Genomic DNA, 25,795 nt, shown 5'->3' on the forward strand with positions numbered 1-25,795 from the left:
CCTTACAGGATCGACTGGCCGGTCTTCTTCCAGTCATCGACGAACTGGGAGAGACCCTTGTCGGTCAGCGGGTGGTTGAACAGCTGCTTCAGCACCGACGCCGGCGCGGTCACGACATGGGCGCCCAGGCGGGCGGCCTTGACGATGTGCATCGGGTTGCGGATCGAGGCGACCAGCACCTCGGTCTTGAAGGCGTCGTAGTTGTTATAGATCTCGCAGATGTCCTTGATGATGCCCATGCCATCCTGGCCGATGTCGTCCAGGCGGCCGACGAAGGGCGACACGAAGCTGGCGCCGGCCTTGGCCGCCAGGATCGCCTGGGCGGGGGAGAAGCACAGCGTGACGTTGACCATCGTGCCTTCGGACGAGATGATCTTGCAGACCTTCAGGCCGGCCGGGGTCAGCGGCACCTTCACCGCGACGCGGTGGGAGATCTTGGCGATCTTGTGGGCCTCGGCGAGCATGGTCTCGAAGTCGGTGGACGCCACCTCGGCGCTGACCGGACCGTTGACGACGTCGCAAATCTCGGCCACGAGGTCGAGGAATTGACGGCCGGACTTGGCGATCAGGGAGGGGTTGGTGGTAACACCGTCCAGCAGACCGGTATCGGCCAGATCGCGGATCTCGGCGATGTCGGCGGTGTCGACGAAGAACTTCATGACGAAGGGTCCATGCTTGCTGATGTTGACCGGAACCGGCCGCGCCGGAAAGCTGACCGACGCGCCGTCCCGCCCGGTGCCCGGGACATGAGGCCACTCTAGCCGATGCATTCGACTTCCGCCAGTTCCGCCCCGGGCTTTCAGGGGGATCTTCTTGGGGACACGCCCGAAACGGGGCAGCCCGAAGGCGATTCCGCAGCCAATTCCAGGGCCAATTCCGCAGATTTCCCGGTAAAGCCGCAGCCTCGCGGGTCCGACCGCCGCGTCGCCGTCCTGCTGCCGCTGCCGCTGCGCGAGGCCTACGACTATCGCGTGCCGGACGGGATGGAGCTGGTCCCCGGTGATTTCGTCGAGGTGCCGCTGGGCCCGCGCCGGGTGATCGGCGTCGTCTGGGGTCCCGGCGCCGGGACGCTGGAGTCCGGCCGGCTGAAGCCGGTGGTGCGCCGGTTCGACGTGCCGCCGATGACCGAGGTCGGCCGCCGCTTCGTCGAATGGGTCGCCGCCTACACCATGACGCCGCCGGGCTTCGTCCTGCGCATGGCGGTCAGCGTGCCGTCGGCGCTGGAGCCGCCCAAGCCGATGCTGGCCTATCTGCGCAAGCAGGGAGCGGAGCCGCCGCCCGGCTTCAAGATGACCGACCCGCGCAAGCGCATCCTGGCCCTGCTGCAGGACGGCCCCCCTCGCACCCCGGCGGAACTGGCCGACGAGGCCGGCTGCGGCGTGACGGTGGTGCGCGGGCTGGCCGAGGCCGGGCTGCTGGAACCGGTGATGCTGCAGCCGACCCGGCTCGGCCGGCCGGACTGGCGCCGGCCCGGACCCAGCCTGTCGGCCGACCAGCGGGCGGCGGCCGACGATCTGCGCGCGCGGGTGGCGTCCGGCAGCTATTCCACCGTGCTGCTCGACGGCGTCACCGGGTCGGGCAAGACGGAGGTCTATTACGAGGCGATCTCGGCGGCGCTGGAACAGGGCAAACAGGCGCTGGTGCTGCTGCCGGAGATCGCGCTGTCGGCGCAGTGGCTCGACCGCTTCGCCCGCCGCTTCGGCGCGCCGCCGGCGGAATGGCATTCGGAGCTGACCGGGGCCCAGCGCCGCGACACCTGGCGCGCGGTGGCGAAGGGCGAGGTGCCGGTGGTGGTAGGCGCGCGGTCGGCGCTGTTCCTTCCCTACCCGGATCTGGGCGTCATCATCGTCGATGAGGAGCACGACTCCGCCTACAAGCAGGAGGAGGGGGCGATCTACCATGCCCGCGACATGGCGGTGGCGCGGGCGCATCTGGGCGGGCTGCCGATCGCGCTGGTCTCCGCCACGCCGTCGCTGGAGACCAAGGTCAATGCCGACAGCCACCGCTATGCCCGCATCGAGCTGCCGGCCCGCCATGGCGGCGCGGTGCTGCCCGATGTGGAACTGATCGACCTGCGGCGCGACCGTCCGCCGGCCCGGCACTGGCTGGCGCCCAGCCTGCGCAAGGCGCTGACCGACACGCTGGCCGTCGGCGAGCAGGCGATGCTGTTCCTGAACCGCCGCGGCTACGCCCCGCTGACCCTGTGCCGCGCCTGCGGCCACCGCATGCAATGCCCGAACTGCACGGCGTGGCTGGTCGAGCACCGGCTCGCCCGCAAGCTGCAATGCCACCATTGCGGCCTGCAGCAGCCCTTGCCCCACGCCTGCCCGGAATGCGGGGAGGAGGGGACGATGGCCGCCTGCGGTCCCGGGGTGGAACGCATCGCCGAGGAGGTGGCGGAGCTGTTCCCCGATGCCCGCGCCGCCATAATGGCGTCCGACACCCTGCACGGCCCGCGCGCCATCCAGGAGATGGTTGAGAGCATCGGCCGGCACGAGCTTGACATCATCATCGGCACCCAGGTGATGGCGAAGGGCCACCATTTCCCGATGCTGACGCTGGTCGGGGTGGTCGATGCCGATCTGGGGCTGAACGGCGGCGACCTGCGGGCGGCGGAGCGCACCTATCAGCTGCTGCATCAGGTGGCCGGGCGAGCCGGGCGCGGCGAGCGGCCGGGCCGGGTGATGCTGCAGACCTTCATGCCCGAGCATCCGGTGATGCAGGCGCTGGCCGCCGGCGACCGCGACGGCTTCTATCAGCTGGAGGCCGAGATGCGGCTGGAGGCCGGAATGCCGCCCTTCGGCCGGCTGGCGGCGCTGATCGTCTCCGGCGAGGATCCGACGTTGGTGGAACGGGTGGCGATGGCGCTGGGCCGGGCCGCCCCGCGCAGCGACTCGGTCCATATATTGGGGCCTGCCCCGGCGCCGCTGGCTCTGCTGCGCGGACGGCACCGCCGCCGCCTGTTGCTGAAGGCGCCGCGCAGCACCCAGGTGCAGCCGCTGATCGCGGAGTGGCTGGACCGGGTGGAGATTCCGCCGGCCATCCGGGTGCAGATCGATGTCGACCCCTATAGCTTCCTTTAGCCGCCATTAGGGCAGGCAGGGCAGGCTGCGGCGAATTGACACGATCCGGTCGTGGGAGGGCACAGGCATGGCACCTGTGACGTTTGGTCCATTGCGCGGCGCCGGGCATGGTATTACCACGCTCGGGATGGTTCCGAATCCAAACTTCCTTCCCGGACCCAAACGTCACAGGCACAGGTTCAGGCTGATGGTCGGCATGGTCTCCAAGCTTCGTCTGCGTGTTCAGCGGCAAACACTGCTGACCGTCCTGCCTGTTCTTCTGCTGCTGGTGGTCATCGCCTTTGCCGCCGGCGCCCCGGCCCGCACCCGCGGCACCGATGCCGAAGCGCTGACGATGATCGACCGCGCCGAGCAACTGCTGGAGCGGATCGGCCCGGACGCGGCGGCCGAAGCTTTTGCCGCCCATGATAGCGCTTTCACCGACCGCGACCTCTACCCGATGCTGCTGGACGACAAGGGCGTGATGGTTGCCCATGGCTGGACCGCGACGCTGAACGGGTCGAACCTGAAGGAGCTGCGCGACGTCGACGGCAAGCCCTTCATCCGCGAGGCGCTGGACGGGGTGGCGCGCGACGGCCGCACCGACGTCACCTATCAATGGATCGACCCGCTTACGGGCCAAGTCGCGCGCAAGACGATGCATGCCCGCCGTCTGGTTCTGAACGGCAAGCCCTACATGCTGGCGGTCGGGGTGTATCGCTGAGGCGTTTATGAAACTGCTGCGGCGGGATGCCGCAGGCCGCTTTTTTACATGGTGAAAATTACCGCGGCCAAATCCAGGGGACCAAATCCAAGGGGGCCAAATCCAAGTCCGGTCAGGGCGACCGCGGGCGGCGCGGGCGCCAGATCGACAGGCATTCGGCGGCGTTGTCGCCGGCCCCGATGCCGTACCAGCCCGAGCGGTCGTGGAAGGACAGGCTGTAGCGCCCTTTGGCGTCGCGCTCGAAGCGGAAGACCGGGCGGTCGACCTCCGGCAGAAGCACCAGAAGCCGGTCGTGGGTGCGCCCCGACTCGCGCAGCACGCCGACCCAATGCCCGTCGCGAATCTTGGGTTCGGCCACGGCGGCGAAGGCGTCCAGATCGTCCGGGGTAAAGCGGGCGCGGCTGAACTGGATGACGTTGGGCGCGCCCTCCTCCAGCCGGGAGCCGGCGCCGGCGTCGGTGTCCGCAGAGGTGTCGGTCGTCGGCAGGATGGACATGGCGGATAAGGCCTCTGATCTCTCGGGACCGGCTGCGGCGGGGCAAAACGACAGGAATACCAAGGTCGGATCGGCCGCCCGCACGGTTCCGGCCGACCCTGGATCAGATTGGTTAACCTTGAATTAAACCGGGAATAGGGCCACATCGAAGTCACAGCCGGTATGACCAGTCGAGCGTCACCCGAGTCCTCGGCGAACGCAGTTGCGACCAATGATTCCGCAGTTGCTCAAAACGCCGCAGCCAAATTGTCCAGACCCCGTTGCGTGGTGGCGATTCCTGTGATATTGGACCGCTCGCTTTCGCGGCCGGGGTGTTTGTGCCTCGGGTTGACACCCTATAAGGCCGCCGAATTCACCGTCTACCGAACTCAATTCGAGGGATCAGGTGGCATCCGAAGGAACAGGCGTATCCGAACTCGCCGCGCGTTACTCCATCGCGCTGTTCGAGCTTGCGGACGAAAACCAGGCGTTGGACACGGTCGCGAGCGATCTGGCCACGCTGAAGCAGATCCTGGCCGAGAGCGCTGACCTCCGTCGCCTCGTCCGCAGCCCCGTCATCAGCCGCGCCGATCAGGGCAAGGCCATGGCCGCTGTCCTGGACAGCGCCGGCGTGTCCGATCTGACCAAGCGCTTCATCGGGCTGGTGGCGGCCAACCGCCGCCTGTTCTCGATCGACGGGATGATCGACGGCTTCCTGGCCGAACTGGCCCGGCGCCGCGGCGAGGTCACGGCGCAGGTCACCTCGGCCCAGCCGCTGAGCGACGCCCAGCGCAACGCCGTCATCGACGCGCTCAAGGCGTCCATCGGTTCCAAGGTGTTGGTGAACACCTCCGTCGATCCGGAGCTGATCGGCGGCATGATCGTTAAGTTCGGCTCGCGCATGGTCGATACCTCGGTGCGCACGAAGCTGAACAAATTGCAACTCGCCATGAAGGCCTCAGGGGGATCAGTCTGATGGATATCCGCGCCGCAGAAATCTCTGCGATCCTCAAGCAGCAGATCGCGAATTTCGGGACCGAGGCGGATGTCGCCGAGGTTGGTCAGGTCCTGTCGGTGGGTGACGGCGTCGCCCGCGTGCACGGCCTGGACAACGTCCGCGCCGGCGAAATGGTCGAGTTCCCGGGTGGCCTGCAGGGCATGGCGCTGAACCTCGAGACCGACAATGTCGGTATCGTGATCTTCGGCGACGACCGCGGCATCAAGGAAGGCGACACCGTCAAGCGCACCGGCACCATCGTCGACGTTCCGGTCGGCCGTGGCCTGCTGGGCCGCGTGGTCGACGGCCTCGGCAACCCGATCGACGGCAAGGGTCCGCTGGTCGACGTCGAGCGCAAGCGCGTCGAGGTGAAGGCCCCCGGCATCATCCCGCGCAAGTCGGTGCACGAGCCGATGCAGACCGGCCTGAAGGCCGTCGACAGCCTGGTTCCGATCGGGCGCGGCCAGCGCGAGCTGATCATCGGTGACCGTCAGACCGGCAAGACCGCCGTCGTCATCGACACCTTCCTGAACCAGAAGCCGATCAACCAGGGCGACGACGAGAGCAAGAAGCTCTACTGCATCTACGTCGCCGTCGGCCAGAAGCGCTCCACCGTCGCCCAGATCGTCAAGACCCTGGAAGACGCCGGCGCCATGGAATACTCCATCGTCGTCGCCGCCACCGCGTCGGAGCCGGCTCCGCTGCAGTTCCTGGCGCCGTACACCGGCTGCACGATGGGCGAGTATTTCCGCGACAACGGCATGCATGCCCTGATCGTGTACGACGATCTGTCCAAGCAGGCCGTCGCCTACCGCCAGATGTCGCTGCTGCTCCGCCGTCCGCCGGGCCGCGAAGCCTATCCGGGCGACGTGTTCTACCTCCACAGCCGCCTGCTGGAGCGCGCCGCCAAGATGGGCGATGCCCACGGCAACGGCTCGCTGACCGCCCTGCCGGTCATCGAGACCCAGGCCGGCGACGTGTCCGCCTACATCCCGACCAACGTGATCTCGATCACCGACGGTCAGATCTTCCTGGAAACCGGCCTGTTCTATAAGGGCATCCGCCCCGCCATCAACGTCGGTCTGTCGGTGAGCCGCGTCGGCTCCGCCGCCCAGATCAAGGCGATGAAGCAGGTCGCCGGCACCATCAAGATGGAACTCGCGCAGTACCGCGAGATGGCCGCCTTCGCCCAGTTCGCCTCGGACCTCGACGCCTCGACCCAGCGCCTGCTGGCCCGCGGCGCCCGTCTGACCGAACTGCTGAAGCAGGGCCAGTTCCAGCCGCTGCCCGTCGAAGAGCAGGTCGTGTCGATCTTCGCCGGCGTGAAGGGCTACCTGGACGCCATCCGCGTCGAGGACGTGAACCGCTTCGAGGCCAAGTTCCTGTCGGAAATCCGCGCCAAGGGCGCCGATATCCTGGCGGCGATCCGCACCGACAAGCAGATCACCTCGGCGACCGAAGAGAAGCTGAAGGCGTTCCTCGACGGCTTCGCCAAGGTCTTCGCCTGACCGACCGCGCGTGGGGGCGGGAAACTGCCCCCCACCGTCTTGTAGAGACGGGCACGGAACGACCTCGAGCGGAATTGAAGGGCCGGCATGCCTAACCTCAAGGACCTAAAGAACCGGATCGCGAGCGTCCAGTCGACGCGCAAGATCACCTCGGCCATGAAGATGGTCGCGGCCTCCAAGCTGCGCCGCGCCCAGGAGCAGGCGGAAGCCAGCGGTCCCTACGCGGAGCGTATGGGCCGCATGCTGTCCTCCCTGGCCGCCAACGTGCAGGACAGCGGCAACGGCCCGAAGCTGATGACCGGAACGGGCGCCGATCAGGTGCATCTGCTGGTCGTCATCAGCTCCGACCGCGGTCTGTGCGGCGCCTTCAACGGCTCCATCGTCCGCGAGGCCAAGCGCCAGATCGTCCGCCTGCAGGGCGAGGGCAAGACCGTGAAGCTGCTGACCGTCGGCCGCAAGGGCCGCGACCAGCTGAAGCGCGAGTTCGCCTCCCTGATCGTCGAGAGCTATGAGGATGTCGGCCGCCGCCGGCTCGGCTTCAGCGACGCCGACATGGTGGCGACGAAGGTGCTGTCGATGTTCGACGCCGGCGAGTTCGACGTCTGCTCGGTCATCTTCAACAAGTTCAAGTCGGCGATCTCGCAGGTCGTCACGGTTCAGCAGCTCATCCCCTTCGCCGTCGCCACCGAGGCCGCCGAGGCCGCCGGCGCCGAGGCCAAGGCGATGTACGAGTTCGAGCCGGACGAGGAGCAGATCCTCGCCGAACTGCTGCCGCGCAACCTGTCCATCCAGATCTACCGCGCCCTCCTGGAGAGCGCCGCGTCCGAACAGGGCGCCCGGATGACCGCGATGGACAACGCGACGCGCAACGCCGGCGACATGATCAACAAGCTGACGATCACCTACAACCGGACGCGCCAGGCCTACATCACCAAGGAGCTGATCGAGATCATCTCCGGTGCCGAGGCCCTGTAACGGCCGCATCCGACACGTAGCGTCCAGCCTATTTGCGCCGGCGACGGCATACCGACACTTACCGAGTTCCTAGGGAGCTTTACTCCATGGCCACCACCAATTCTGTCGGCAAGATCACGCAGGTCACGGGCGCCGTCGTGGACGTGCAGTTCGACGGCGACCTGCCGGCGATCCTGAACGCGCTGCACACCCAGAACGACGGCAAGACCCTCGTTCTGGAAGTGGCGCAGCACCTGGGCGAGAGCACGGTCCGCACCATCGCCATGGACAGCACCGACGGTCTGGTGCGTGGCGCCGAGGTGTCGGACACCGGCGCCCCGATCGCCGTGCCGGTCGGCCCCGAGACCCTGGGCCGCATCATCAACGTCATCGGCGAGCCGATCGACGAGCGCGGTGCGGTCAACGCCGCCCGCTCGCTGCCGATCCACCGTCAGGCTCCGGACTTCGTCGACCAGTCGACGGACGCCGAAGTGCTGATCACCGGCATCAAGGTCATCGACCTGCTGGCTCCCTACGCCAAGGGCGGCAAGATCGGCCTGTTCGGCGGCGCCGGCGTCGGCAAGACCGTGACGATCATGGAGCTGATCAACAACGTCGCCAAGGCGCACGGCGGCGTGTCGGTGTTCGCCGGCGTGGGCGAGCGTACCCGTGAGGGCAACGACCTCTACCACGAGATGATCGAGTCGGGCGTCATCAAGCTCGACGGCCCGGGTTCCAAGGTGGCCCTGGTGTACGGCCAGATGAACGAGCCGCCGGGCGCCCGCGCCCGCGTCGCGCTGAGCGGCCTGACGCTCGCGGAATATTTCCGCGACGAGGAAGGCCAGGACGTGCTGTTCTTCGTGGACAACATCTTCCGCTTCACGCAGGCCGGTTCGGAAGTGTCGGCTCTGCTGGGCCGCATCCCGTCGGCGGTGGGTTACCAGCCGACGCTGGGCACCGACATGGGCGCCCTGCAGGAGCGCATCACCTCGACGAAGAAGGGCTCGATCACCTCGGTGCAGGCCATTTACGTGCCCGCCGACGATCTGACCGACCCGGCCCCGGCCGCCTCCTTCGCCCACCTGGACGCCACCACGGTGCTGTCGCGCTCGATCGCCGAAATGGCCATCTTCCCGGCCGTGGACCCGCTCGACTCGACCAGCCGCATCCTCGACCCGCGCGTCGTCGGTGAGGAGCACTACCAGGTCGCCCGTTCGGTCCAGAAGGTTCTGCAGACCTACAAGTCGCTGCAGGATATCATCGCCATCCTGGGCATGGACGAGCTGTCGGAAGAGGACAAGCTGGTCGTGGCCCGCGCCCGCAAGATCCAGCGCTTCCTGTCGCAGCCGTTCCACGTCGCCGAGGTGTTCACCGGCACGCCGGGCGTGCTGGTCAGCCTGGAAGACACCATCAAGGGCTTCAAGGGCATCGTGAACGGCGACTACGATCACCTGCCGGAGGCCGCCTTCTACATGGTCGGCACCATCGACGAGGCGATCGCCAAGGCCAAGAAGCTGGCCGCCGCCTGATCCTGATCCGGGATCGCGGCATTCCGACCCGGCTCCACCGGCCCTGAGAAGGGGCCGGAGCAGGCCGGGCGGAAATCGACATCAGCACACCCCCTCCCCCCGTCAGCGGGGGAGGGGGTTCCTATGAAGAGGCACCAGGAAACCCATGGCCGATAAAGTCGAATTCGAGCTGGTCTCGCCGGAAAAGCTGCTGAAGTCGCAGCCCGTGGACATGGTCGTGGTGCCGGGTTCGGAAGGCGATTTCGGCGTGCTCGCCGGTCATTCGCCGATGATCTCGACCGTGCGTCCGGGTGTCATCGACGTCTATGAGGGCGACCGCGTGGTCGACCGCGTCTTCGTCGCCGGCGGCTTCGCCGAGGTCACCGAGGCCCGCTGCACCGTGCTGGCCGAGGAAGCGGTGGCGCTGACCGACCTGGACCGCGCCACGGTCGAGAAGCAGATCAAGGACCTGTCCGAGGACGTGGACGACAGCAAGTCGGACGCCGAGCGCGCCGCCGCCGAGTCCAAGCTGGCCGTCGCGCGCGCCAAGCTGGACGCGCTGACCCAGTCCTCCGCTCACTGAGCGGAGGCCGTCGGCCCGGCTCCCGTCCGTGCGGGACCCCGGCGCCAACGGCATATATCTCTTCGGTCGAACGGGCGGCTTGGGCATCCAGGCCGCCCGTTCGCGTTGCGACTTGGTTGCATCGCGAGAAAGAGCGATTACATTCGAAGGCCGAAACCGTGAACCCCGCCGCACCCGACGGCATGAAGGCGGGGACACGGGGAGCGGCGAACCCTTTCCCGATATGAACCGGCCGCAACGGCAGCGCGGCCCAGAACGAGGCGGTAGAGCGGACATGGCGCGTGCGCATTGGCGAATCGACGAGCTTCCCTGGGACCGTTTCGACGCCAGCAAGATCGATTCCGATCTGGTCCCGCTGATCAAGGCGGCGGCACTGGTGGAATTCAACGCCGACGACTACACAGCCTATCTGTGCAACGTCTTCAAGGACGATCCGGAGTTCCAGGAGGCTGCCCGCGGCTGGGCGATCGAGGAGGTCCAGCATGGCGAGGCGCTGGGCCGCTGGGCCGAGCTGGTCGATCCGACCTTCGACTTCCGCGCGGCGGTCGAGCGCTTCCGCGCCGGCTACCGCGTGCCGATCGACCTCGACGCCTCGGTCCGCGGCTCGCGCACCGGCGAGATGATCGCCCGCTGCATGGTGGAGACCGGCACCAGCTCCTATTACGCCGCCATCGGCGATTCGACCGACGAGCCGGTGCTGAAGGAGATCTGCCGCAACATCGCCGCCGACGAGCTGCGCCACTACAAGATCTTCTATACCTACGCCAAGAAGTATCTGGACCGCGAGGGGCTGAACAAGGTGCAGCGGCTGAAGGTTGCGCTGTCGCGCATCGGCGAGTCGGAGGACGACGAGCTGGCCTATGCCTACTACGCCGCCAATGCCCCGGCCGACGCCGCCTACGAGCACAAGCTCTACAACGCCGCCTACAAGCGGCGCGCCTTCGGCCGCTATCGCCGCAAGCATGTCGACCGCGCCATCGCCATGGTGTTCAAGGCCTGCGGGCTGAAGCCGCACACGCGGCTGTGCAGCGTCGCCTCGCGCGGCGCCTGGTGGTTCATCGACCGGCAGGCCAGGAAGCTGGCGACTCAGGCGGTCTGACCCCCTTCGCGACGCTGGCGGCGCCGGCCTCTTTGGGGTAGCCATGATGGCCTAAACCACCCAACGAGGGTTTCGGAGACATGAAGCTCTATTACAAGCCCGGCGCCTGCTCGCTGTCGCCGCACATCGTCCTGCGCGAGGCCGGGCTGCCCTTCGATCTGATCAAGGTCGATCTCGTCACCAAGACGCTGACCGACGGCAGCGATTTCCGCGCGGTGAACCCGAAGGGCCAAGTGCCGACCCTGGCGCTCGATGAGGGCGGCATCCTGACCGAGGGTGCCGTGATCGTGCAGTACATCGCCGACAAGGTGCCCGACAGCGGCCTGATCCCGGCGGCGGGCACGATGGAGCGCTACCGCGTGCAGGAACTGCTGAACTTCATCGGGTCGGAACTGCACAAGGGCGTCGTCCCGCTGTTCCCGATGCTGAAGGACGTGGTGTCGGAGACCTACAAGGGCTTTGCGACCAAGGTGCTGGGCGCCAAGCTGTCGGTTCTGAACCAGCAACTGGAGGGCAGGGCCTATCTGACCGGCGAGGTCTTCACCGTCGCCGACGCCTATGCCTATACGGTGCTGAGCTGGTTGCCGCGCATCGCCTTCGACCTGTCGCCCTGGCCGAACCTGGTGGCCTTCGCCGAGCGCGTCGCCGCCCGTCCGGCGGTGCAGGCGGCGCACGCCGCCGAAGCCCAAGGCTGATGGCCGGCCGGGTTGAAAAAAAGAAGGCCCCGTCTCGGTGAGGCGGGGCCTTTTTCGTGGGCGCTGTCAGGGTCAGGCGGCGCTGGGCTTGCGGCGCAGCGGGGTGTTGCCGCCGGGCGTGCCGGAGGCGCGCGGCGCCTGCTTGCCGCTCCCCTGGCTGTTGCCGTGCGACACGGCATGCGGAGCCGGGCGGCGGTCGTGGCGGTTCTGGTCGTTGCGGGCGGCGTCCGGACGCGGCGCACCGGCCGGCTTGCCGGCCTTCTGCGGAGCCTTGGCAGCCTGCGGAGCCTTGGCAGGCTGCTGCGCCGCCTTCGGCGCGGCCTTCGGCGCGGCGTTCGCCGGGCGGGCCTGCTGCTGGTTGCGGTTGTTCTGGTTGCGGTTGCTGCCCGGCGCCTTGGGGCGGGGCGGCGGCTTGGACGAGGCGTGGATCTGCGCCACGTCCACCGCATGGTAGGGGTGGGTGGTGTCGGACGGGATCGGCTGGCGGATCGTCTTCTCGATGTCCTTCAGATAGCCGACCTCTTCATGGTCGCAGAAGGACACCGCGCTGCCGTCGGTGCCGGCGCGCGCGGTCCGGCCGATGCGGTGGACGTAGCTTTCCGGCTCGTTCGGCAGATCGAAGTTGATGACGTGGCTGATGCCGTCGATGTCGATGCCGCGCGCGGCGATGTCGGTCGCCACCAGCGCCCGCAATTCGCCGGCGCGGAAGCTTTCCAGCGCGCGGACGCGGGCCGACTGCGACTTGTCGCCATGGATGGCGTCGGCGGCGATGCCGGCCTTCTTCAGATGGTCGGCGATGCGGTCGGCGCCATGCTTGGTGCGGGCGAAGACGATGGTGCGGGCCATCGCGCTGTCTTCCAGCAGGTCGGCCAGCAGGCGGCGCTTGTCGCTGCGCTCGACGAACAGGACGCGCTGGTTGATACGCTCCACCGTGGTCGACTGCGGCGTCACCTCGATGCGCTCGGCATCGGTCAGGATGCTGTTGGCAAGGTCCACGACCGCGTCGGGCATGGTGGCGGAGAACAGCAGGGTCTGCCGCTCCTTCGGCAGCACCGCGACCACCTTCCGCACGTCGCGGATAAAGCCCATGTCGAGCATGCGGTCGGCCTCGTCCAGCACGAACAACTCGATGCCGCCGAGGTTGACGTGGTTCTGCGCCATCAGGTCGAGCAGGCGGCCGGGGGTGGCGATCAGCACCTCCGTCCCGCGGGCGATGGCGGCGACCTGCGGGCTCTGGCCGACGCCGCCATGGATGACGGTGCGGCGGATCGGCAGATGGCGGCCATAGGTGGTGAAGCTGTCGCCGATCTGCAGCGCCAGTTCACGTGTCGGGGTCAGGATCAGGGCGCGCGGCGATTTGGCGGCCACGCGCTTCTTGTTCTGGAACAGCCGCTGCAGCATCGGCAGCGTGAAGGCGGCGGTCTTGCCGGTGCCGGTCTGGGCGAGGCCCAGCACGTCGCGGCCGGCCAGCAGAAGCGGGATGGCGCCGGCCTGGATCGGCGTGGCCGTGGAGTATCCCTCCTCCGCGACGGCGCGCAGAAGAGGCTCGATCAGGCCGAGGCCGGAAAATTCGGTCATGGAAGCGATGGTCCTGGTCACCAGAATGGGGGCCGCGCCAGGAGGGAGCGGCCGGGCTTGCGCGCTCCGCGGCGGGTTGGCGCGGAGCCGTCGGGCGGCGGGCGATCAGGCGAGCGCAAGTCCTGCGCGGCGCCGGGCGCCGTCCGACCCCGGACAGATAGGGCCGGTGGCTTGATTTGGCAAGCAAACTCGTCGCGCGGCAGGGGTGCGCGGAGTGTTGCGCGGGGTCGAGCGGAGACGTGGCAGGAGGGGAAGGGGCGCGAACCGACGCCGCGAAGCTGCGGCATATGGTCGCGCCCCGTGCCGTCCGTCGGCGCTTACGGCTTCTTGATGATGCCGCAGGCGAGGCGGTCGCCGGAGTTGCCGGCGGGCTGGCTGAGGTAATCGTCGGGCTGGGCATGGATGATGATCGAGGTGCCGCCCTGTTTGAACAGGCCGTCGGCGCCGTCGGTCAGGCTGACCATGTGGGTGATCGCCTCGAAGCCCGCCTTTCCGGCCTCGTTGGCCCAGATGTTGGGAAGCTCACCGTAATGCATGTGTTCGGACTCAAGGCCGTGCTTGGAGCCCTGGGCGCCGAAATGGCCGCCTGCCGCCTTGAAATCGGGGGTGCAGGCGCCGTTTTCATGGATGTGGATGCCGTGCCAACCCGGCGGCAGCCCTTCCAGCTGGCCATGCACCAGGATGCCGTGCGGGAACTTGGTGAAGGTGACGGTGCCCAGCGGCTTGCCCTGGGCATCGGCGATGGCGGCCTGGGCGGCCGGAGCGGGCGCCGGGGCGGATTGCTGGGCCAGTGCCGGAGCGGCTGCCAGCGACAAGCCGGCGAACAACAGGGCCGGGGCAAGACGCAGATGGCGGGGCGGGGTGCACGACATTCCGGTGGGTCCTCCATATTGGCCGGGTCGCGTGGGCGGCCGGCGGATTCGCGACTTTGCGCCGCTGCGAAACCGCTCTGGGATTGCGAACGGTTTTCAGTATGATGGGGGCATCGGCAAGCAAAGACCAGGGTTGGGGTTATGACGTCGCGTCTGGAAGCGTTGTGCATGGAGAAGGGGCTGAAGATGACCGGGCAACGCCGCGTCATCTCCCAGGTGTTGTCGGAGGCGGACGACCACCCCGACGTCGAGGAGGTGCATCGCCGCGCCGTGCAGATCGACCCGCGCATCTCCATCGCCACCGTCTACCGCACCATGCGGCTGCTGGAGGACGCGCAGGTGATCGAGCGCGTCGATCTGGGCGACGGGCGTGCGCGGTACGAGGAGGCGACGGCCGACCACCACCATCACCTGATCGACACCCGCACCGGCCGGATCATCGAGTTCGCCAGCCCTGAGCTGGAGGCGATGAAGGAGCGGATCGCTCACGAACTCGGCTATAAGATCGTCGGCCATCGGCTGGAAATCTACGGCGTGCCGCTGGACGACGCCGGTGACGACGCCCGGGATGAGGAGGAGCGTCCATGACCGATCCCCGTTTCTTCGAGGCCGATCAGCCGATTGCCGATGCCATCGCCTGCCGCGACGCGGTGCAGCGCTGCTATTCCGGCCTGTGCCGTTGCGGCCAGCCGGAACGCTATGCGCTGGAGGCGGCGGTGACCGTGTATCGCTACCACCATCCGGAGACCCCGCCGGCCCAGGCGGAGACCATCGTCAGCCATTGGGTGGCGGGGCCGGTTCGGCATTGATATGTGAAAATAGTCCTTGATCTTCGCCGTATAAAATCCTAGAACCAATCTTGTCAAGGCGATGGGTCCGCCCCTCGGACCTGCCGCCCGACAGCACCAAAGCTCCCCCCTCGCTTCGGTCCGAAAAGGGCCGGTCGGACACTCGAAGGTCCGGCCGGCCCTTTTCGTTTTCGCGTTTCGCCCGCGGCCGGCGCTGCGTCCCGCACGCATCCCGACAACCGGATGGCGGAACGATCCCTCCCGCCGTCACCGAGCGGGAGCCGCAGGAACGCGAAAGGAAAATATCCCCATGTCTACCAGCATCGCCCAGGCTTTCGTCAAGCAGTTCGAGCGCGAGGTCCACGAGGCCTATCAGCGCATGGGTTCCAAGCTGCGCAACACGGTGCGCAGCAAGAACAACGTGCAGGGCGCCTCCACCGTCTTCCAGAAGGTGGGCAAGGGCGCCGCTTCCACCAAGTCGCGCCACGGTGCGGTTCCGGTGATGAACCTGGACCACACGCCGGTGGAATGCGCGCTGTACGATTTCTATGCCGGCGACTGGGTCGACCGGCTGGACGAACTGAAGACCAACATCGACGAGCGGCAGATCATCGCCAATGCCGGCGCCTATGCGCTGGGCCGCAAGACCGACGAGCTGCTGATCGCCGAGCTGAACAAGTCCGTCAATTATGCCGGCGGCGCCACCGACGGTCTGACCAAGGCGAAGATCCTGGCCGCCTTCGAAATGATGGGCGAGGCCGACGTGCCGGACGACGGCCAGCGCTATGCCGTCGTCGGCTGGAAGCAGTGGAGCCAGCTGCTGGGCATCGAGGAGTTCGCCAGCTCCGACTATGTCGGCTCCGACGAACTGCCCTGGCGCGGCACCCAGGCCAAGCGCTGGCTCGGCACGCTGTGGCTGCCGCATTCCGGCCTGACCCTGAACGGTGGCGTCCGGCTCTGCCACTGGTATCACAAGACGGCGGTCGGCCATGCGGCGGGCGCCGACGTGAAGACCGACATCACCTGGCACGGCGACCGCGCGGCGCATTTCGTCAACAACATGATGAGCCAGGGCGCCGCGCTGATCGACACCACCGGCGTGGTGACCCTGCGCTGCCTGGAGAGCTGAGCGGGGGGTGATCCTCCCCTTCTCCCGCATGCCCCACAAAAATTCGGAGTCTTCGATCCATGGCCTATGCGTCCAAGGATTTGAGCGTGCTCGCCTATGCGAACGGCTTCACGCTCTGGCACTACACCACGCGCGACGTGGCGACCGATGTCGACACCGCCGGCTATTTCAACGGCGCTGCCGACCTGCTGCGGGTGGGCGACATGCTGCTGGCGAACTGTGCGGTCGGCACCGCCAGCCCGGCGACCGGCGTGCTGGTGGTGGCCGCCAGCGCCAACGGGGCGGTGGATGTCGCCAACCTGACGCCGTTCGGCAGCGCCAACAGCGACTGAGCCGCCGAAGGGGGAGGGCGCCGCACGTCGACCATGAAGGGCGACGCCTTCCCGGAACCCTGGAAAGGGAGAGTTGCCATGGCCCTGACCGCCATCGGCCTGTGCGGCCGGGCGCTGATCAAGCTCGGCGCCACCGCCATCGCTTCCTTCGACGACGGCACAGCGGAGGCGGAGGTGGCCGCCGCCCTCTATGCACCGACGCGCGACGCGCTGTTGTCGGCCAACGCCTGGAGCTTCGCCAGCGTCCAGGCCACGCTGCCGCGGCTGGCCGAACCGCCGGTCGCCGACTATGCCTGCGCCTTCCAGCTGCCGGCCGACTTCCTGCGGGCGCTGGGAGCGGGCGGCAATGGGCGGGGACACGGCCTGTCCTATCGCATCGTCGGCCGGACGCTGCTGTGCGATGCCGGCGCCGTCACCCTGTCCTACATCGGCCGCCCGGCGGAGGAGGAGTTTCCCGCCTTCTTCGATCAGGCGCTGATCGCCCGGCTCGCTGCCGAATTCTGCCTGCCGCTGACCGAAAGCTCGACGCGGGCGGAGCTGCTGGCCCAGCTGGCCGAGAGCGAGTTTCGCCGCGCCCGCCAGATCGACGCCCAGCAGGACAGCCAGCCCGGCTTCGAGGACTTCACCCTGATCGACGCGCGGGCATGATGGGGAGGGCGTGATGGGACGGCTGCATCAGGTCAAGACCAACTTCACCGCCGGCGAGGTATCGCGCCGCCTGCTGGGACGCGGCGATCTCAAGGCCTATGACAATGGCGCGCTGGCCCTGCGCAACCTGTTCATCGACCCGACGGGCGGGGTGACCCGGCGCTCCGGCCTCGCCTTCACCGCGCTGGCCCGCGGCGACGGCCGGCTGGTGGCGTTCGAGCGCAACAGCGAACAGACCTATCTGCTGGTCTTCACTGACCGCTGGATCGACGTGTTCCAGGGCGGCACCAAGCTGGCCTCGGTTGCCGCACCCTGGACGTTGACGCAACTGGCGCAGATCACCTGGACGCAGAGCGCCGACACGCTGCTGGTCTGCCACCCCGACCTGCCGCCGCGCAAGCTGACGCGCGGCGACGATGGCGGATGGACCTTGGCCGAGTGGGTTTTCGCGGTCGAAGGCGAACTGGTGCGTACGCCCTTCCACCGCTTCGGCGATCCGGCGGTGACGGTGACGCCGTCCGGCACCAGCGGGGCGATCGGCGTCACCGCCTCGGCCCCGGTGTTCGACCCGCGCCATGACGGCACCCGCATCCGCATCAAGGGCAAGCAGTTGCAGGTGACCGGCGTGGTGTCGGCCACCCAGGTCAACGCGACGGTCAAGGAAACGCTGGCCGACACCCAGCCGACCACACAATGGGAGGAGCAGGCCTTTTCGGGCTTGCGCGGCTGGCCGGTGTCGGCGGCCTTCCATCAGGACCGGCTGGTGATCGGCGGGTCGCGCGACCTGCCCAACCGGCTGTGGCTGTCGCGCTCCGCCCAGATCTGGAACTTCGACCTGGGCGAGGGGCTGGACGATCAGGCCATCGAGTTCGGCATCCTGTCCGATCAGGTGAACGCGGTGCGCGCCGTCTTCTCCGGCCGGCATCTGCAGGTCTTTACCTCCGGCGCCGAATATATGGTGACCGGCGATCCGCTGACCCCGCAGAGTATGCAGGTCAACCGGCAGACACACATCGGCTCCCCCATGGACCGCGCCATCCCGCCGCGCGACGTGGAGGGGGCGACGCTGTTCGTGCCGCGCAACCGGCGCGAAATCCGCGAGTTCCTCTATACCGACACCGAAGCCGCCTATCAGGCCAACGATCTTGCCCTGCTGGCCCGCCATCTGGTGGCGAGCCCGCGCGACCAGGATTACGACCAGAACCGCCGGCTGCTGTTCGTGGCGATGGAGGACGGCACCCTTGGGGCGCTCACCGCCTACCGGGCGGAGAATGTCACCGCCTGGACCCTGCTGGAGACCGACGGGGCGGTGCGCTCCGTCGCCGCGGTGGGGGACGAGGTCTATGCGCTGGTGGAGCGGCGCGGCGTCTGGACCGTCGAGCGGTTCGACGATGCGCTGAACCTCGACGCCGCGATCACCGGCGAAAGGGGTGAGGCAACCGCGGTGTGGGGTGGGCTGGCCCATCTGGAGGGGCGGACGGTCGCCATCGTCGCCGATGGGGTTATCCGCAACCCCGCCACGGTGCAGGCCGGCAGCGTCACGCTCGACCCGCCGGCGCGCAGGGTGGAGATCGGGCTGCCCTACACCCACCGGGTCGAACCGCTGCCGCCCAACCTGTTGGGGCAGGCGACCGGGGCCGACATCGTCCGGCTGGTCGCCATTACCTTCCGGCTGGAGGAGACGGCGGCGCTGCGCTTCGATCTGGGACGCGGGTTGCAGGAACTTCCGCTTCACCGGCTGGGGCCGCAACCGGCCGGCGGGGTGCCGCCGCGCGTGTCCGGCGACCGCCGGCTGCGGGCGCTCGGCTGGCGCCACGACACCGACGTGCCCCTGTGGCGCATCGAACAGGATGCGCCGCTGCCTTTCACGCTGCTTTCCGTGACCATGGAACTGAAGGTGAATGACTGATGGGTGGAATCACTCCCCTCGTGACCACGGCGCTGCCGCTGGCGAACTCCGTGATCGGCACCGTGCGCAATGCCGGCGCCGGCCAGTCCAGCGCCGCCGCGCAACAGGCGGCAGCCCAGCAGGCCGCTGCCGAACTGGAATACAAGCGCCAGCAGGATGCGGCGCAGGCTGCCGCCGCCCAGGCGGCGTTGGAGCAGAAATACCGCGAGGAAGCGGCGGCGGCCGAACGCAATGCCCAGGCCGCCGCCGCCGCCCGCCAGCAGCAGGCCCAGTTGGAGGCCGAGGCGCAGGCTCGCCAGTGGAGCCACGATGCCGAGTTGCGGCAACGGGAGCAGGAGCTGCAACGCCAGAAGGACGAGGCCGCCGCCGCGGCCGCTGCGGCGGCACGGGCCAAGGAGATGGAGGATTTCCGCGGGTCCCAGGAGCAGACGCTGGCCCAGCTGCGCGCCAGCCAGGAGGAGGCGGTCCGCGCCAAGGAAACCGACGCACAGACCCAGCTGGCCCAACTGACCGCCGCGGCGGACGCCGCCGAACAGCGCCGGCTGGCGGCATTGCGGCAGGCGGTCAGCAAGACCCGCGCCGGGCTGGGCGCGCGGGGGGTGACCGCGCAGGACGGCTCCGGCGAGGCGATCCTGCTGGGGCTGACCAACTCCAGCGAGACCGAGCACAAGGACGCCCAGGCGACCGACCAGCTGAAGCGCGCCGCCATCCAGCAGAGCCTGGACGAGGCCAAGCGCCGCAACCTGCTGGAGTTGTCGCAACTCGCCGACCGTCAGCGGCTGGAATACATGAGCAAGTTCTTTTGAATGCGCTCGTGTCCGTTTTCGCGGAGATCCCCGATGACCACGTCGCTTCTCATCCCGCGCGGGACTCCGCGCGTGCAGTATCTCGCCGACGGCCTGCAGCGGGTCTTCACCTACCCGTTTCCGATCTTCGCCGACGAGGATCTGCAGGTCTTCCTGGGCGCCGCGCTGCAGAGCACCGGTTATGCCGTCGGTGGGGCTGGCGCCAGCGCGGGCGGGGCGGTGACCTTCGCCGCGGCGCCGGTGGAGGGAACAATGGTGCTGCTGCGCCGCCGGCTTCCCATCGAACGGCGCAGCGACTTCGGCGAGAGCGGGCCGCTGCCGGCCTCCGCCCTCAATGGCGAGCTGGACCGGCTGACGGCGATGCTCCAGCAGGTGGCGGGCGATCAGGACCTGATGCTGCGCTATGGCGACAGCGACCTGCCGGCCTCTCCCCTGCTGCCGGAGCGGGCTTTGCGTCAGGGCAAGCTGCTGGCATTCGACAGCGCCGGCAATCCGACAATCCGCCCGCCGGTGGACGAGGAGGCACTGGCGACCTATGTGCCGCCGGGAGCCGGGGCCACCGCCCGGCCGGTGCGCGACAAGCTGGCCGATCTGGTGTCGGTGAAGGATTTCGGTGCGGTGGGCGACGGGCTGGTGGACGACACGCTGGCCTTGCAGGCGGCGCTGACCTCGGCCCACGCGGTGTTCGTGCCGCCGGGGACCTACCGCATCGCCAACACGCTGACGCTCGGTCATGGGCGGACGCTCTACGGGGCGGGGCAGGCGTCGGTGATCCGCGGCGCGTCCAACGGCTTCGACCTGATCCATCTGCCGGACGGCTACGCCACCCTGTCGGGCCTGCGGCTGGAGCAGGGCAAGGCGGGGGTGCGGCTGTTCGGGCGCGACGGGCCCTGCGTGCAGAACAGCCTGACCGACCTGACCCTGTGGGAGCCGGAGGTGGGGCTGGTCTTCGACGGCTACATCGACCCGAACCTGCCCTGCTATTGGAACAACATCGCCCGCGTGCTGGTGGCGCGGCCGTCGCGCCATGGGGTGTGGCTGACGCGGACGGGGGCGGGCGACACGCCGAACGCCAACCGGTTCCATGCGGTGCGGGTCTATTCGTTGTCGGCGCCGATGACCGGCTGCGGATTCTTCGTGGAGCAGGGGCGCTTCAACAACGCCTTCTTCGATTGCGAGGCAAATCTGTGGCCGCAGGCGGAGGCCTGTTTCCGCGTCGGCACCGTCACCGACAAGACGCTGATCGTGAATTTCTACGCCGAGTCGCTGGGCGCCCTGCCGAACCTGCAGCTGGATGCCGGGTCGGTGGAGACGGCGATCATCAACCTGTTCTCCGCCGCCGCCGGGCCGGCGATCCTCGACCGGTCGGGCGGGCAATATACGGCGGTCAATGCCGGCTATCCGGAGAAGAACCGGCTTCAGCGCAGCCGCGTCACCGAACTGGTGGTGGAGGCGTTGCGCTACGACACCGAGTATGTGGAGCCGGCCACGGGCGGGCTGGTGGCGCTGGACCTGAGCAGTTCGGTCTATCTGGCCAGCGCCTATGGCGGGGCGGTCGAGTTGCGTCTACCGAAAGCCGAGGATGCCAACGGCCATGCGGTGACGATCAAGCGCACCGATGCGTCGACCAACCCGCTGACGGTGACGGAGATCGGCGGGCCGGGTCCGGACGGGCGCGCGCTGTCGCTGGGAAACCGGTACGACTTCGTCACGCTGGTGTCGAACGGGGCCGGCTGGTGGATCGTCGCCGGCAACAGCCAGCCCGGCAACGCCCACTATCACGACACCCCCGGCCTGTTCGAGCCGGATTTGAACCAGCAGCTCTATCTGGTCAGCGCCTGGAGCGGAGCGGTGGAGGTGCGGCTGCCGGCGCCGTCGGCTCCGCATGCGGTCGGGCGGACGGTCACCGTCAAGAAGTCCGACATCGGCGGCAACCGCGTCACCGTCACCCAGGCCGGGGGCGGCGGGCCTGACAGCGAGGCCATCGCGCTGACCGCCCAGGGCCATGCGGTGACGGCGATGTCGAACGGCGCCGGTTGGCACATCCTGGGGCGGAATCCATGACGGGGAAGGACGACGACAGCTTTGCCGGCTTCGTCCAGGGCTGGAACGCCATGGTGGAGCTGAAGACCCCCGCCCACCATGCGGAGATGGCGGGATGGCTGGAGGAACATGTGGCCGGGCCGAACCGGCGGATGCTGCTGATGGCCTTCCGCGGGTCGGGCAAATCGACCCTGGTCGGGCTGTTCGCGGCCTGGCTGCTGCTGCGCGATCCCAACCGCCGGCTGCTGGTGCTGGCCGCCGACCTGAAGCTGGCGATGAAGATGGTGCGCAACGTCAAGCGCATCCTGGAACGGCATCCCGGCTGCAGCCATTTGAAGCCGCCGACCAGGGAGCGCGACCAGTGGGCGGCCGACCGCTTCACCGTGGTGCGGCCGATGGAACTGCGCGACCCGTCGATGGCGGCAGCCGGCATCGGCGGCAACATCACCGGCAGCCGCGCCGACGTGGTGATCTGCGACGACGTGGAGGTGCCGCGCAACGCCGACACCGCGGTGAAGCGCGCAGCATTGCGCGAGCGTTTGTCGGAACTGGAGTATGTGCTGGTGCCGGGCGGGGCGCAGCTCTATGTCGGCACGCCGCATGCGCAGGACAGCCTCTATGCCGAGGAGACCGACGACGGCAGCCCGCCCTTCCTGGATGGGTTCGAGCGGAAGGTCCTGCCGGTCTACACCGAGGATGAGCAGGGCCGCCGCACCTACACCTGGAAGGAGCGCTTCGGCGAGGCGCATGTCGCCCGCATCCGCAAATCCACCGGCCCCAACAAATTCACCAGCCAGATGCTGTTGCGCCCGGTCAGCATCACCGATGGGGTGCTGAATGTCGACAATCTCGGCCGCTACGACGCGGAGCTGGAGTATCGCGAGGCGCTGGGCCGCGCGGTGCTGACGCTGGACGGGGTGAAGCTGGTATCAGCCACCTGCTGGTGGGACCCGGCCTTCGCCCGGCCGGCAGGGGAGGGGGACGGCAGGAGCAGGGGTGGCGACGGCAGCGTGGTCGCCGCGGTCTTCGCCGGGGAGAACGAGCGCTTCTACCTGCACCGGGTGCTGTATCTGGCCGTCGATCCCAAGGCGGAGGAGACGGAGGCCGACCAGCAATGCCGGCGGGTCTCCCGCTTCCTGGCCGACAACCATTTGCCGGCGGTCCACATAGAGATCAACGGCCTTGGCCGTTTCCTGCCCGGACTGCTGCGCAAACGGCTGCGCGACGATCGGCTGGCCGCCGGGGTGGTCGAGCAGAACAGCCGCACGCCCAAGGCGGATCGCATCATCAAGGCCTTCGACGCCCTGCTGGCTGATCGCCGCCTGCTGGCCCATCGGCAGGTCTGGCAAACGCCGCTGATCCGCGAAATGCGCGACTGGCGCCCTGACGGCCGGTATCGCGGGCCCGATGACGGGCTGGACGCGGTGGCCGGCTGCCTTGGAGCCGAGCCCTACCGCTTCGACCGCAGCACCGCCGCGCCCGAACGCCGCCCCGACTGGCGCGGTGCGGGGACGGTGATGGCGGAGGCGGATTGGGACCTTTGAGCCTTTCCCCACACCATACGAACGGGAGACCCCGATGCATGATGCCCTGACTGGAGGCCTGGATCTCGCCTGGTGGATCACCGCCGTCGAACTGCCGGCGATGGGCGGGCTGTTCTGGCTGATCGCGCGGGTGCGCAAGGATGCGGACAGCGCGCTGGACGATCTGCGCAGCCGGGCCGAGGAGGCCCAGGCGCAGGTGCGCGAGAGCCTTGCCGCATACAAGCTGGAGGTCGCGAAGACCTATGTCTCCTTCGCGACGCTCAAGGACGTGGAACAGCGGCTGACCGACCACCTGCTGCGGATCGAGACCAAGCTCGATTCGGGCTTCATGCCATTCGAGGGCGGGCGGCGCTGACCGGGGCCTTGACCTTGACCGGGACCTTGACCGGGACCTTGACCGGGCGGGCCGGCTCAGTCGGCGTGATGGATCATCGCCTGGTAGATCTTCCAGGCGACCTCGACCGACACGCCGCCGGCCCGCGCGCCGGCTGCCAGCATGGTGGCGCTCGGCTTCAGCGGGACCGCGGTCTGACCCGGTTCGCACAGCGCGCCCATGGCGGTGACCGAGGCGCCCAGATTGGTATCGCAGGGCTGGCTCTTCTTCATCAGGGTCATGGCAATCGCGTTCATGGCGGGTCCTCCGTTGACTTGGAACCGTCACAGCAAAAGCGGTGCCAACCGGTGCGAACGGCCTGAAGCCAGGGAATCGCTGAGGTTGAAGGGGCGACCCGGCCGATCCGGCGGTGAAGGGCGCCGCCGAATTTCAAAAATACCCGCAAAATGCCGAATAGTTTCGAGTGTGCTTTGCAAAATGCAACGCGCGAAGCGTGCGGAATTGCATTCGGGGAGTCGATCTTGCGTTGTGCCGTGGTGAGCAGAGCGGTGGGTTTCCAACGCGCTGCGAAGCTGCGGCTTCGAGGTCTCTGGCCGGTGGCCGCGCGTTGGGTTAGTGTCCCACCGCCATGACCGACCGCATCATTCATCACATGTGCCGCGCGGACGAGTGGGACGCCGCCCGCCCGGCCGGCCGTTATCCCGGTTCGTCCCAGGATGTCCAGGACGGCTTCATCCATTTCTCGACCGCCGCGCAGGTGGTGGAGAGCGCCGCCAAGCACCGCGCCGGCCAGGACGGCCTGCTGCTGCTGACGGTGGATGCCGACCGGCTGGGCGACGCCCTGCGCTGGGAGCCGTCGCGCGGCGGGCAGTTGTTCCCGCACCTCTACGGGCCGCTGCCGGTGGATGCCGTGCTGCGCGTCGATCCGCTGCCGCTGGGGCCGGACGGGCGCCATGTCTTCCCGGCCGGCTTTCCCTTCACCCTTCAGGACCTCGTTCCGTGATCGACCTCTATCCGCTTGCCGGACCGCTGCTGTTCCGCTTCGACCCCGAGACCGCGCATGGCCTGACCATCAAGGCGCTGAAGTCGGGACTGGTCCCGCCGGCCCGCGGCAAGGACGAGCCGGCGCTGCACACCCGCGTCTGGGGGCTGGACTTCACCAACCCGGTCGGGCTGGCTGCCGGCTTCGACAAGAATGCCGAGGTGGTCGACGCCATGCTGAACCTGGGCTTCGGCTTTGTCGAACCCGGCAGTGTCACCCCGCGGCCCCAGCCCGGCAACCCGCGCCCCCGCCTGTTCCGGCTGGTGGAGCAGCGCGCGGTCATCAACCGCATGGGCTTCAACAACGAGGGGCTGGAGGCCTTCGCCCAACGGCTGGAGCGCCGCCGCGAGAAGGCCAGGCGCGCGCCCGGCATCGTCGGCGCCAACCTGGGCAAGAACAAGGACACGGCGGATGCCGCCGACGATTACGTGATCGGCGTGCGCCGGCTGGCGCCGCTGGCCGACTATCTGGTCGTCAACGTCTCCTCCCCCAACACGCCGGGACTGCGCGCGCTGCAGGGCCGCGATCCGCTGCGCGCCCTGCTGGAGCGGGTGCTGGAGGCGCGGGCGTCCTGCGGCCTGAGCCGCAACCCGCCGCTGCTGCTGAAGATCGCCCCCGACCTGACGGTGGAGGACAAGAGCGACATCGCCGCGGTGGCGCTGGAGAGCGGCATCGACGGGCTGATCGTCTCCAACACCACCATCGCCCGGCCCGACAGCATCCCGGCGGCGATGCGCAGCGAGGCCGGCGGCCTGTCCGGCGCGCCGCTGTTCGAGCCCTCGACCTCCGTCCTGCGCGAGATCTACGCGCTGACCGGCGGCAAGCTGCCGATCGTCGGGGTGGGCGGTGTTGCGACCGGCGAGGACGCCTATGCCAAGATCCGGGCCGGCGCGTCGCTGGTGCAGCTCTATTCGGCGATGGTCTATGCCGGTCCGGCGGTGGTCCACCGCATCCGCCGCGAACTGGCGGAACTGCTGCGCCGCGACGGCTTCCGGTCGGTCGCCGAGGCGGTGGGGGCGGATCACCGCTGAGGGATCTCCACTTGAGGCCGCGCAGGATGCGGCGGGCAGGGGCGTAGCATTAACGGATCGTCAAGCGGGTGTCCCGACAGTGGGTCCCAGGGTTGGGACACCCGCGCGGTTCCGTGTCATGCTCCTGCCAGAGG

Annotated in this window: 26 protein-coding genes; 21 read left to right on the forward strand and 5 right to left on the reverse strand. The window is 68.4% G+C overall.

What is annotated here, in order from left to right; translation table 11 throughout:
• Window positions 1–2: 2 nt before the first annotated feature.
• Window positions 3–659, reverse strand: coding sequence for a fructose-6-phosphate aldolase (gene fsa / locus FZ938_RS07115; protein WP_085090287.1), 657 nt, complete (start codon window positions 657–659; stop codon window positions 3–5).
• 105 nt (window positions 660–764) lie between these two features.
• Here fsa and FZ938_RS07120 point away from each other — a divergent pair, with 105 nt between their 5' ends.
• Complete coding sequence (locus tag FZ938_RS07120; RefSeq protein ID WP_246457690.1) at window positions 765–3,083, forward strand: primosomal protein N'; 2,319 nt, start codon at window positions 765–767, stop codon at window positions 3,081–3,083.
• Between the two features lie 187 nt (window positions 3,084–3,270).
• Window positions 3,271–3,786 (forward strand): cache domain-containing protein, encoded by a 516-nt coding sequence (locus tag FZ938_RS07125; RefSeq protein ID WP_149197899.1) that lies wholly within the window; start codon window positions 3,271–3,273, stop codon window positions 3,784–3,786.
• Window positions 3,787–3,898: 112 nt separating this feature from the next.
• Here FZ938_RS07125 and FZ938_RS07130 read toward each other — a convergent pair whose 3' ends face one another.
• The gene (locus tag FZ938_RS07130) at window positions 3,899–4,282 is read right to left on the reverse strand and encodes a hypothetical protein (RefSeq protein WP_149197900.1); all 384 of its coding nucleotides are present in this window, start codon (window positions 4,280–4,282) and stop codon (window positions 3,899–3,901) included.
• A gap of 385 nt (window positions 4,283–4,667) precedes the next feature.
• On the opposite strand from FZ938_RS07130, the gene FZ938_RS07135 reads away from it, so the two are divergent.
• From FZ938_RS07135 to gstA, 7 genes are all read left to right on the forward strand, one after another.
• Complete coding sequence (locus tag FZ938_RS07135) at window positions 4,668–5,237, forward strand: F0F1 ATP synthase subunit delta (RefSeq protein WP_149197901.1); 570 nt, start codon at window positions 4,668–4,670, stop codon at window positions 5,235–5,237.
• Complete coding sequence (atpA, locus tag FZ938_RS07140) at window positions 5,237–6,766, forward strand: F0F1 ATP synthase subunit alpha (RefSeq protein ID WP_109075927.1); 1,530 nt, start codon at window positions 5,237–5,239, stop codon at window positions 6,764–6,766. The genes FZ938_RS07135 and atpA overlap by 1 nt, the downstream gene beginning before the upstream one ends.
• An 87-nt stretch (window positions 6,767–6,853) precedes the next feature.
• Window positions 6,854–7,741 (forward strand): F0F1 ATP synthase subunit gamma, encoded by an 888-nt coding sequence (locus tag FZ938_RS07145; RefSeq protein ID WP_109075928.1) that lies wholly within the window; start codon window positions 6,854–6,856, stop codon window positions 7,739–7,741.
• A gap of 86 nt (window positions 7,742–7,827) precedes the next feature.
• Window positions 7,828–9,249 carry a F0F1 ATP synthase subunit beta gene (gene atpD, locus FZ938_RS07150; protein ID WP_109075929.1) on the forward strand — a complete coding sequence of 474 codons (1,422 nt, stop codon included), beginning with the start codon at window positions 7,828–7,830 and terminating at the stop codon, window positions 9,247–9,249.
• 145 nt (window positions 9,250–9,394) lie between these two features.
• Entirely contained in the window at window positions 9,395–9,811 is a 417-nt protein-coding gene (locus FZ938_RS07155) for a F0F1 ATP synthase subunit epsilon (RefSeq protein ID WP_149197902.1), read from the forward strand.
• Window positions 9,812–10,085: 274 nt separating this feature from the next.
• Window positions 10,086–10,910 (forward strand): acyl-ACP desaturase, encoded by an 825-nt coding sequence (locus FZ938_RS07160; RefSeq protein WP_149197903.1) that lies wholly within the window; start codon window positions 10,086–10,088, stop codon window positions 10,908–10,910.
• An 80-nt stretch (window positions 10,911–10,990) separates the two neighbouring features.
• Window positions 10,991–11,605 (forward strand): glutathione transferase GstA, encoded by a 615-nt coding sequence (gene gstA, locus FZ938_RS07165; protein ID WP_149197904.1) that lies wholly within the window; start codon window positions 10,991–10,993, stop codon window positions 11,603–11,605.
• A 72-nt stretch (window positions 11,606–11,677) separates the two neighbouring features.
• Here gstA and FZ938_RS07170 read toward each other — a convergent pair whose 3' ends face one another.
• Entirely contained in the window at window positions 11,678–13,183 is a 1,506-nt protein-coding gene (locus FZ938_RS07170) for a DEAD/DEAH box helicase (RefSeq protein WP_174757218.1), read from the reverse strand.
• Between the two features lie 317 nt (window positions 13,184–13,500).
• Complete coding sequence (locus FZ938_RS07175; protein ID WP_136704581.1) at window positions 13,501–14,055, reverse strand: superoxide dismutase family protein; 555 nt, start codon at window positions 14,053–14,055, stop codon at window positions 13,501–13,503.
• A 141-nt stretch (window positions 14,056–14,196) separates the two neighbouring features.
• On the opposite strand from FZ938_RS07175, the gene FZ938_RS07180 reads away from it, so the two are divergent.
• The 10 genes from FZ938_RS07180 (at window position 14,197) to FZ938_RS07225 (ending at window position 23,609) form a co-directional block, all read left to right on the forward strand.
• Window positions 14,197–14,643: a Fur family transcriptional regulator gene (locus FZ938_RS07180; protein ID WP_149197905.1), complete on the forward strand. Its 447-nt coding sequence runs from the start codon at window positions 14,197–14,199 to the stop codon at window positions 14,641–14,643.
• On the forward strand, window positions 14,640–14,864 hold the full coding sequence (locus tag FZ938_RS07185) for a hypothetical protein (RefSeq protein ID WP_149197906.1): 225 nt from the start codon (window positions 14,640–14,642) through the stop codon (window positions 14,862–14,864). Before FZ938_RS07180 ends, FZ938_RS07185 begins: the two co-directional genes overlap by 4 nt.
• A gap of 289 nt (window positions 14,865–15,153) precedes the next feature.
• Entirely contained in the window at window positions 15,154–15,972 is an 819-nt protein-coding gene (locus FZ938_RS07190; RefSeq protein WP_149197907.1) for a phage capsid protein, read from the forward strand.
• Window positions 15,973–16,031: 59 nt separating this feature from the next.
• A complete protein-coding gene (locus FZ938_RS07195) occupies window positions 16,032–16,304 on the forward strand; it encodes a hypothetical protein (protein ID WP_149197908.1) in 273 nt (90 codons plus the stop codon).
• Window positions 16,305–16,382: 78 nt separating this feature from the next.
• Window positions 16,383–16,952 carry a phage connector family protein gene (locus tag FZ938_RS07200; RefSeq protein ID WP_149197909.1) on the forward strand — a complete coding sequence of 190 codons (570 nt, stop codon included), beginning with the start codon at window positions 16,383–16,385 and terminating at the stop codon, window positions 16,950–16,952.
• A gap of 13 nt (window positions 16,953–16,965) precedes the next feature.
• Window positions 16,966–18,861 (forward strand): phage tail protein, encoded by a 1,896-nt coding sequence (locus FZ938_RS07205; protein ID WP_149197910.1) that lies wholly within the window; start codon window positions 16,966–16,968, stop codon window positions 18,859–18,861.
• A complete protein-coding gene (locus FZ938_RS07210; protein WP_149197911.1) occupies window positions 18,861–19,667 on the forward strand; it encodes a hypothetical protein in 807 nt (268 codons plus the stop codon). The genes FZ938_RS07205 and FZ938_RS07210 overlap by 1 nt, the downstream gene beginning before the upstream one ends.
• Before the next feature lie 33 nt (window positions 19,668–19,700).
• Entirely contained in the window at window positions 19,701–21,731 is a 2,031-nt protein-coding gene (locus tag FZ938_RS07215) for a glycosyl hydrolase family 28-related protein (protein ID WP_149197912.1), read from the forward strand.
• Complete coding sequence (gene terL / locus FZ938_RS07220; RefSeq protein WP_149197913.1) at window positions 21,728–23,254, forward strand: phage terminase large subunit; 1,527 nt, start codon at window positions 21,728–21,730, stop codon at window positions 23,252–23,254. Before FZ938_RS07215 ends, terL begins: the two co-directional genes overlap by 4 nt.
• 34 nt (window positions 23,255–23,288) lie before the next feature.
• The gene (locus FZ938_RS07225; protein ID WP_109075942.1) at window positions 23,289–23,609 is read left to right on the forward strand and encodes a hypothetical protein; all 321 of its coding nucleotides are present in this window, start codon (window positions 23,289–23,291) and stop codon (window positions 23,607–23,609) included.
• Between the two features lie 56 nt (window positions 23,610–23,665).
• Here FZ938_RS07225 and FZ938_RS07230 read toward each other — a convergent pair whose 3' ends face one another.
• The gene (locus tag FZ938_RS07230) at window positions 23,666–23,884 is read right to left on the reverse strand and encodes a hypothetical protein (protein ID WP_149197914.1); all 219 of its coding nucleotides are present in this window, start codon (window positions 23,882–23,884) and stop codon (window positions 23,666–23,668) included.
• A 332-nt stretch (window positions 23,885–24,216) separates the two neighbouring features.
• Here FZ938_RS07230 and FZ938_RS07235 point away from each other — a divergent pair, with 332 nt between their 5' ends.
• Window positions 24,217–24,591: a DUF952 domain-containing protein gene (locus FZ938_RS07235; RefSeq protein ID WP_085090219.1), complete on the forward strand. Its 375-nt coding sequence runs from the start codon at window positions 24,217–24,219 to the stop codon at window positions 24,589–24,591.
• The gene (locus FZ938_RS07240; protein ID WP_149197915.1) at window positions 24,588–25,661 is read left to right on the forward strand and encodes a quinone-dependent dihydroorotate dehydrogenase; all 1,074 of its coding nucleotides are present in this window, start codon (window positions 24,588–24,590) and stop codon (window positions 25,659–25,661) included. Before FZ938_RS07235 ends, FZ938_RS07240 begins: the two co-directional genes overlap by 4 nt.
• Window positions 25,662–25,795: the final 134 nt, after the last annotated feature.

This window comes from Azospirillum oryzae, from assembly GCF_008364795.1.
In the GTDB taxonomy this organism is placed as follows: Bacteria; Pseudomonadota; Alphaproteobacteria; order Azospirillales; family Azospirillaceae; genus Azospirillum; species Azospirillum oryzae.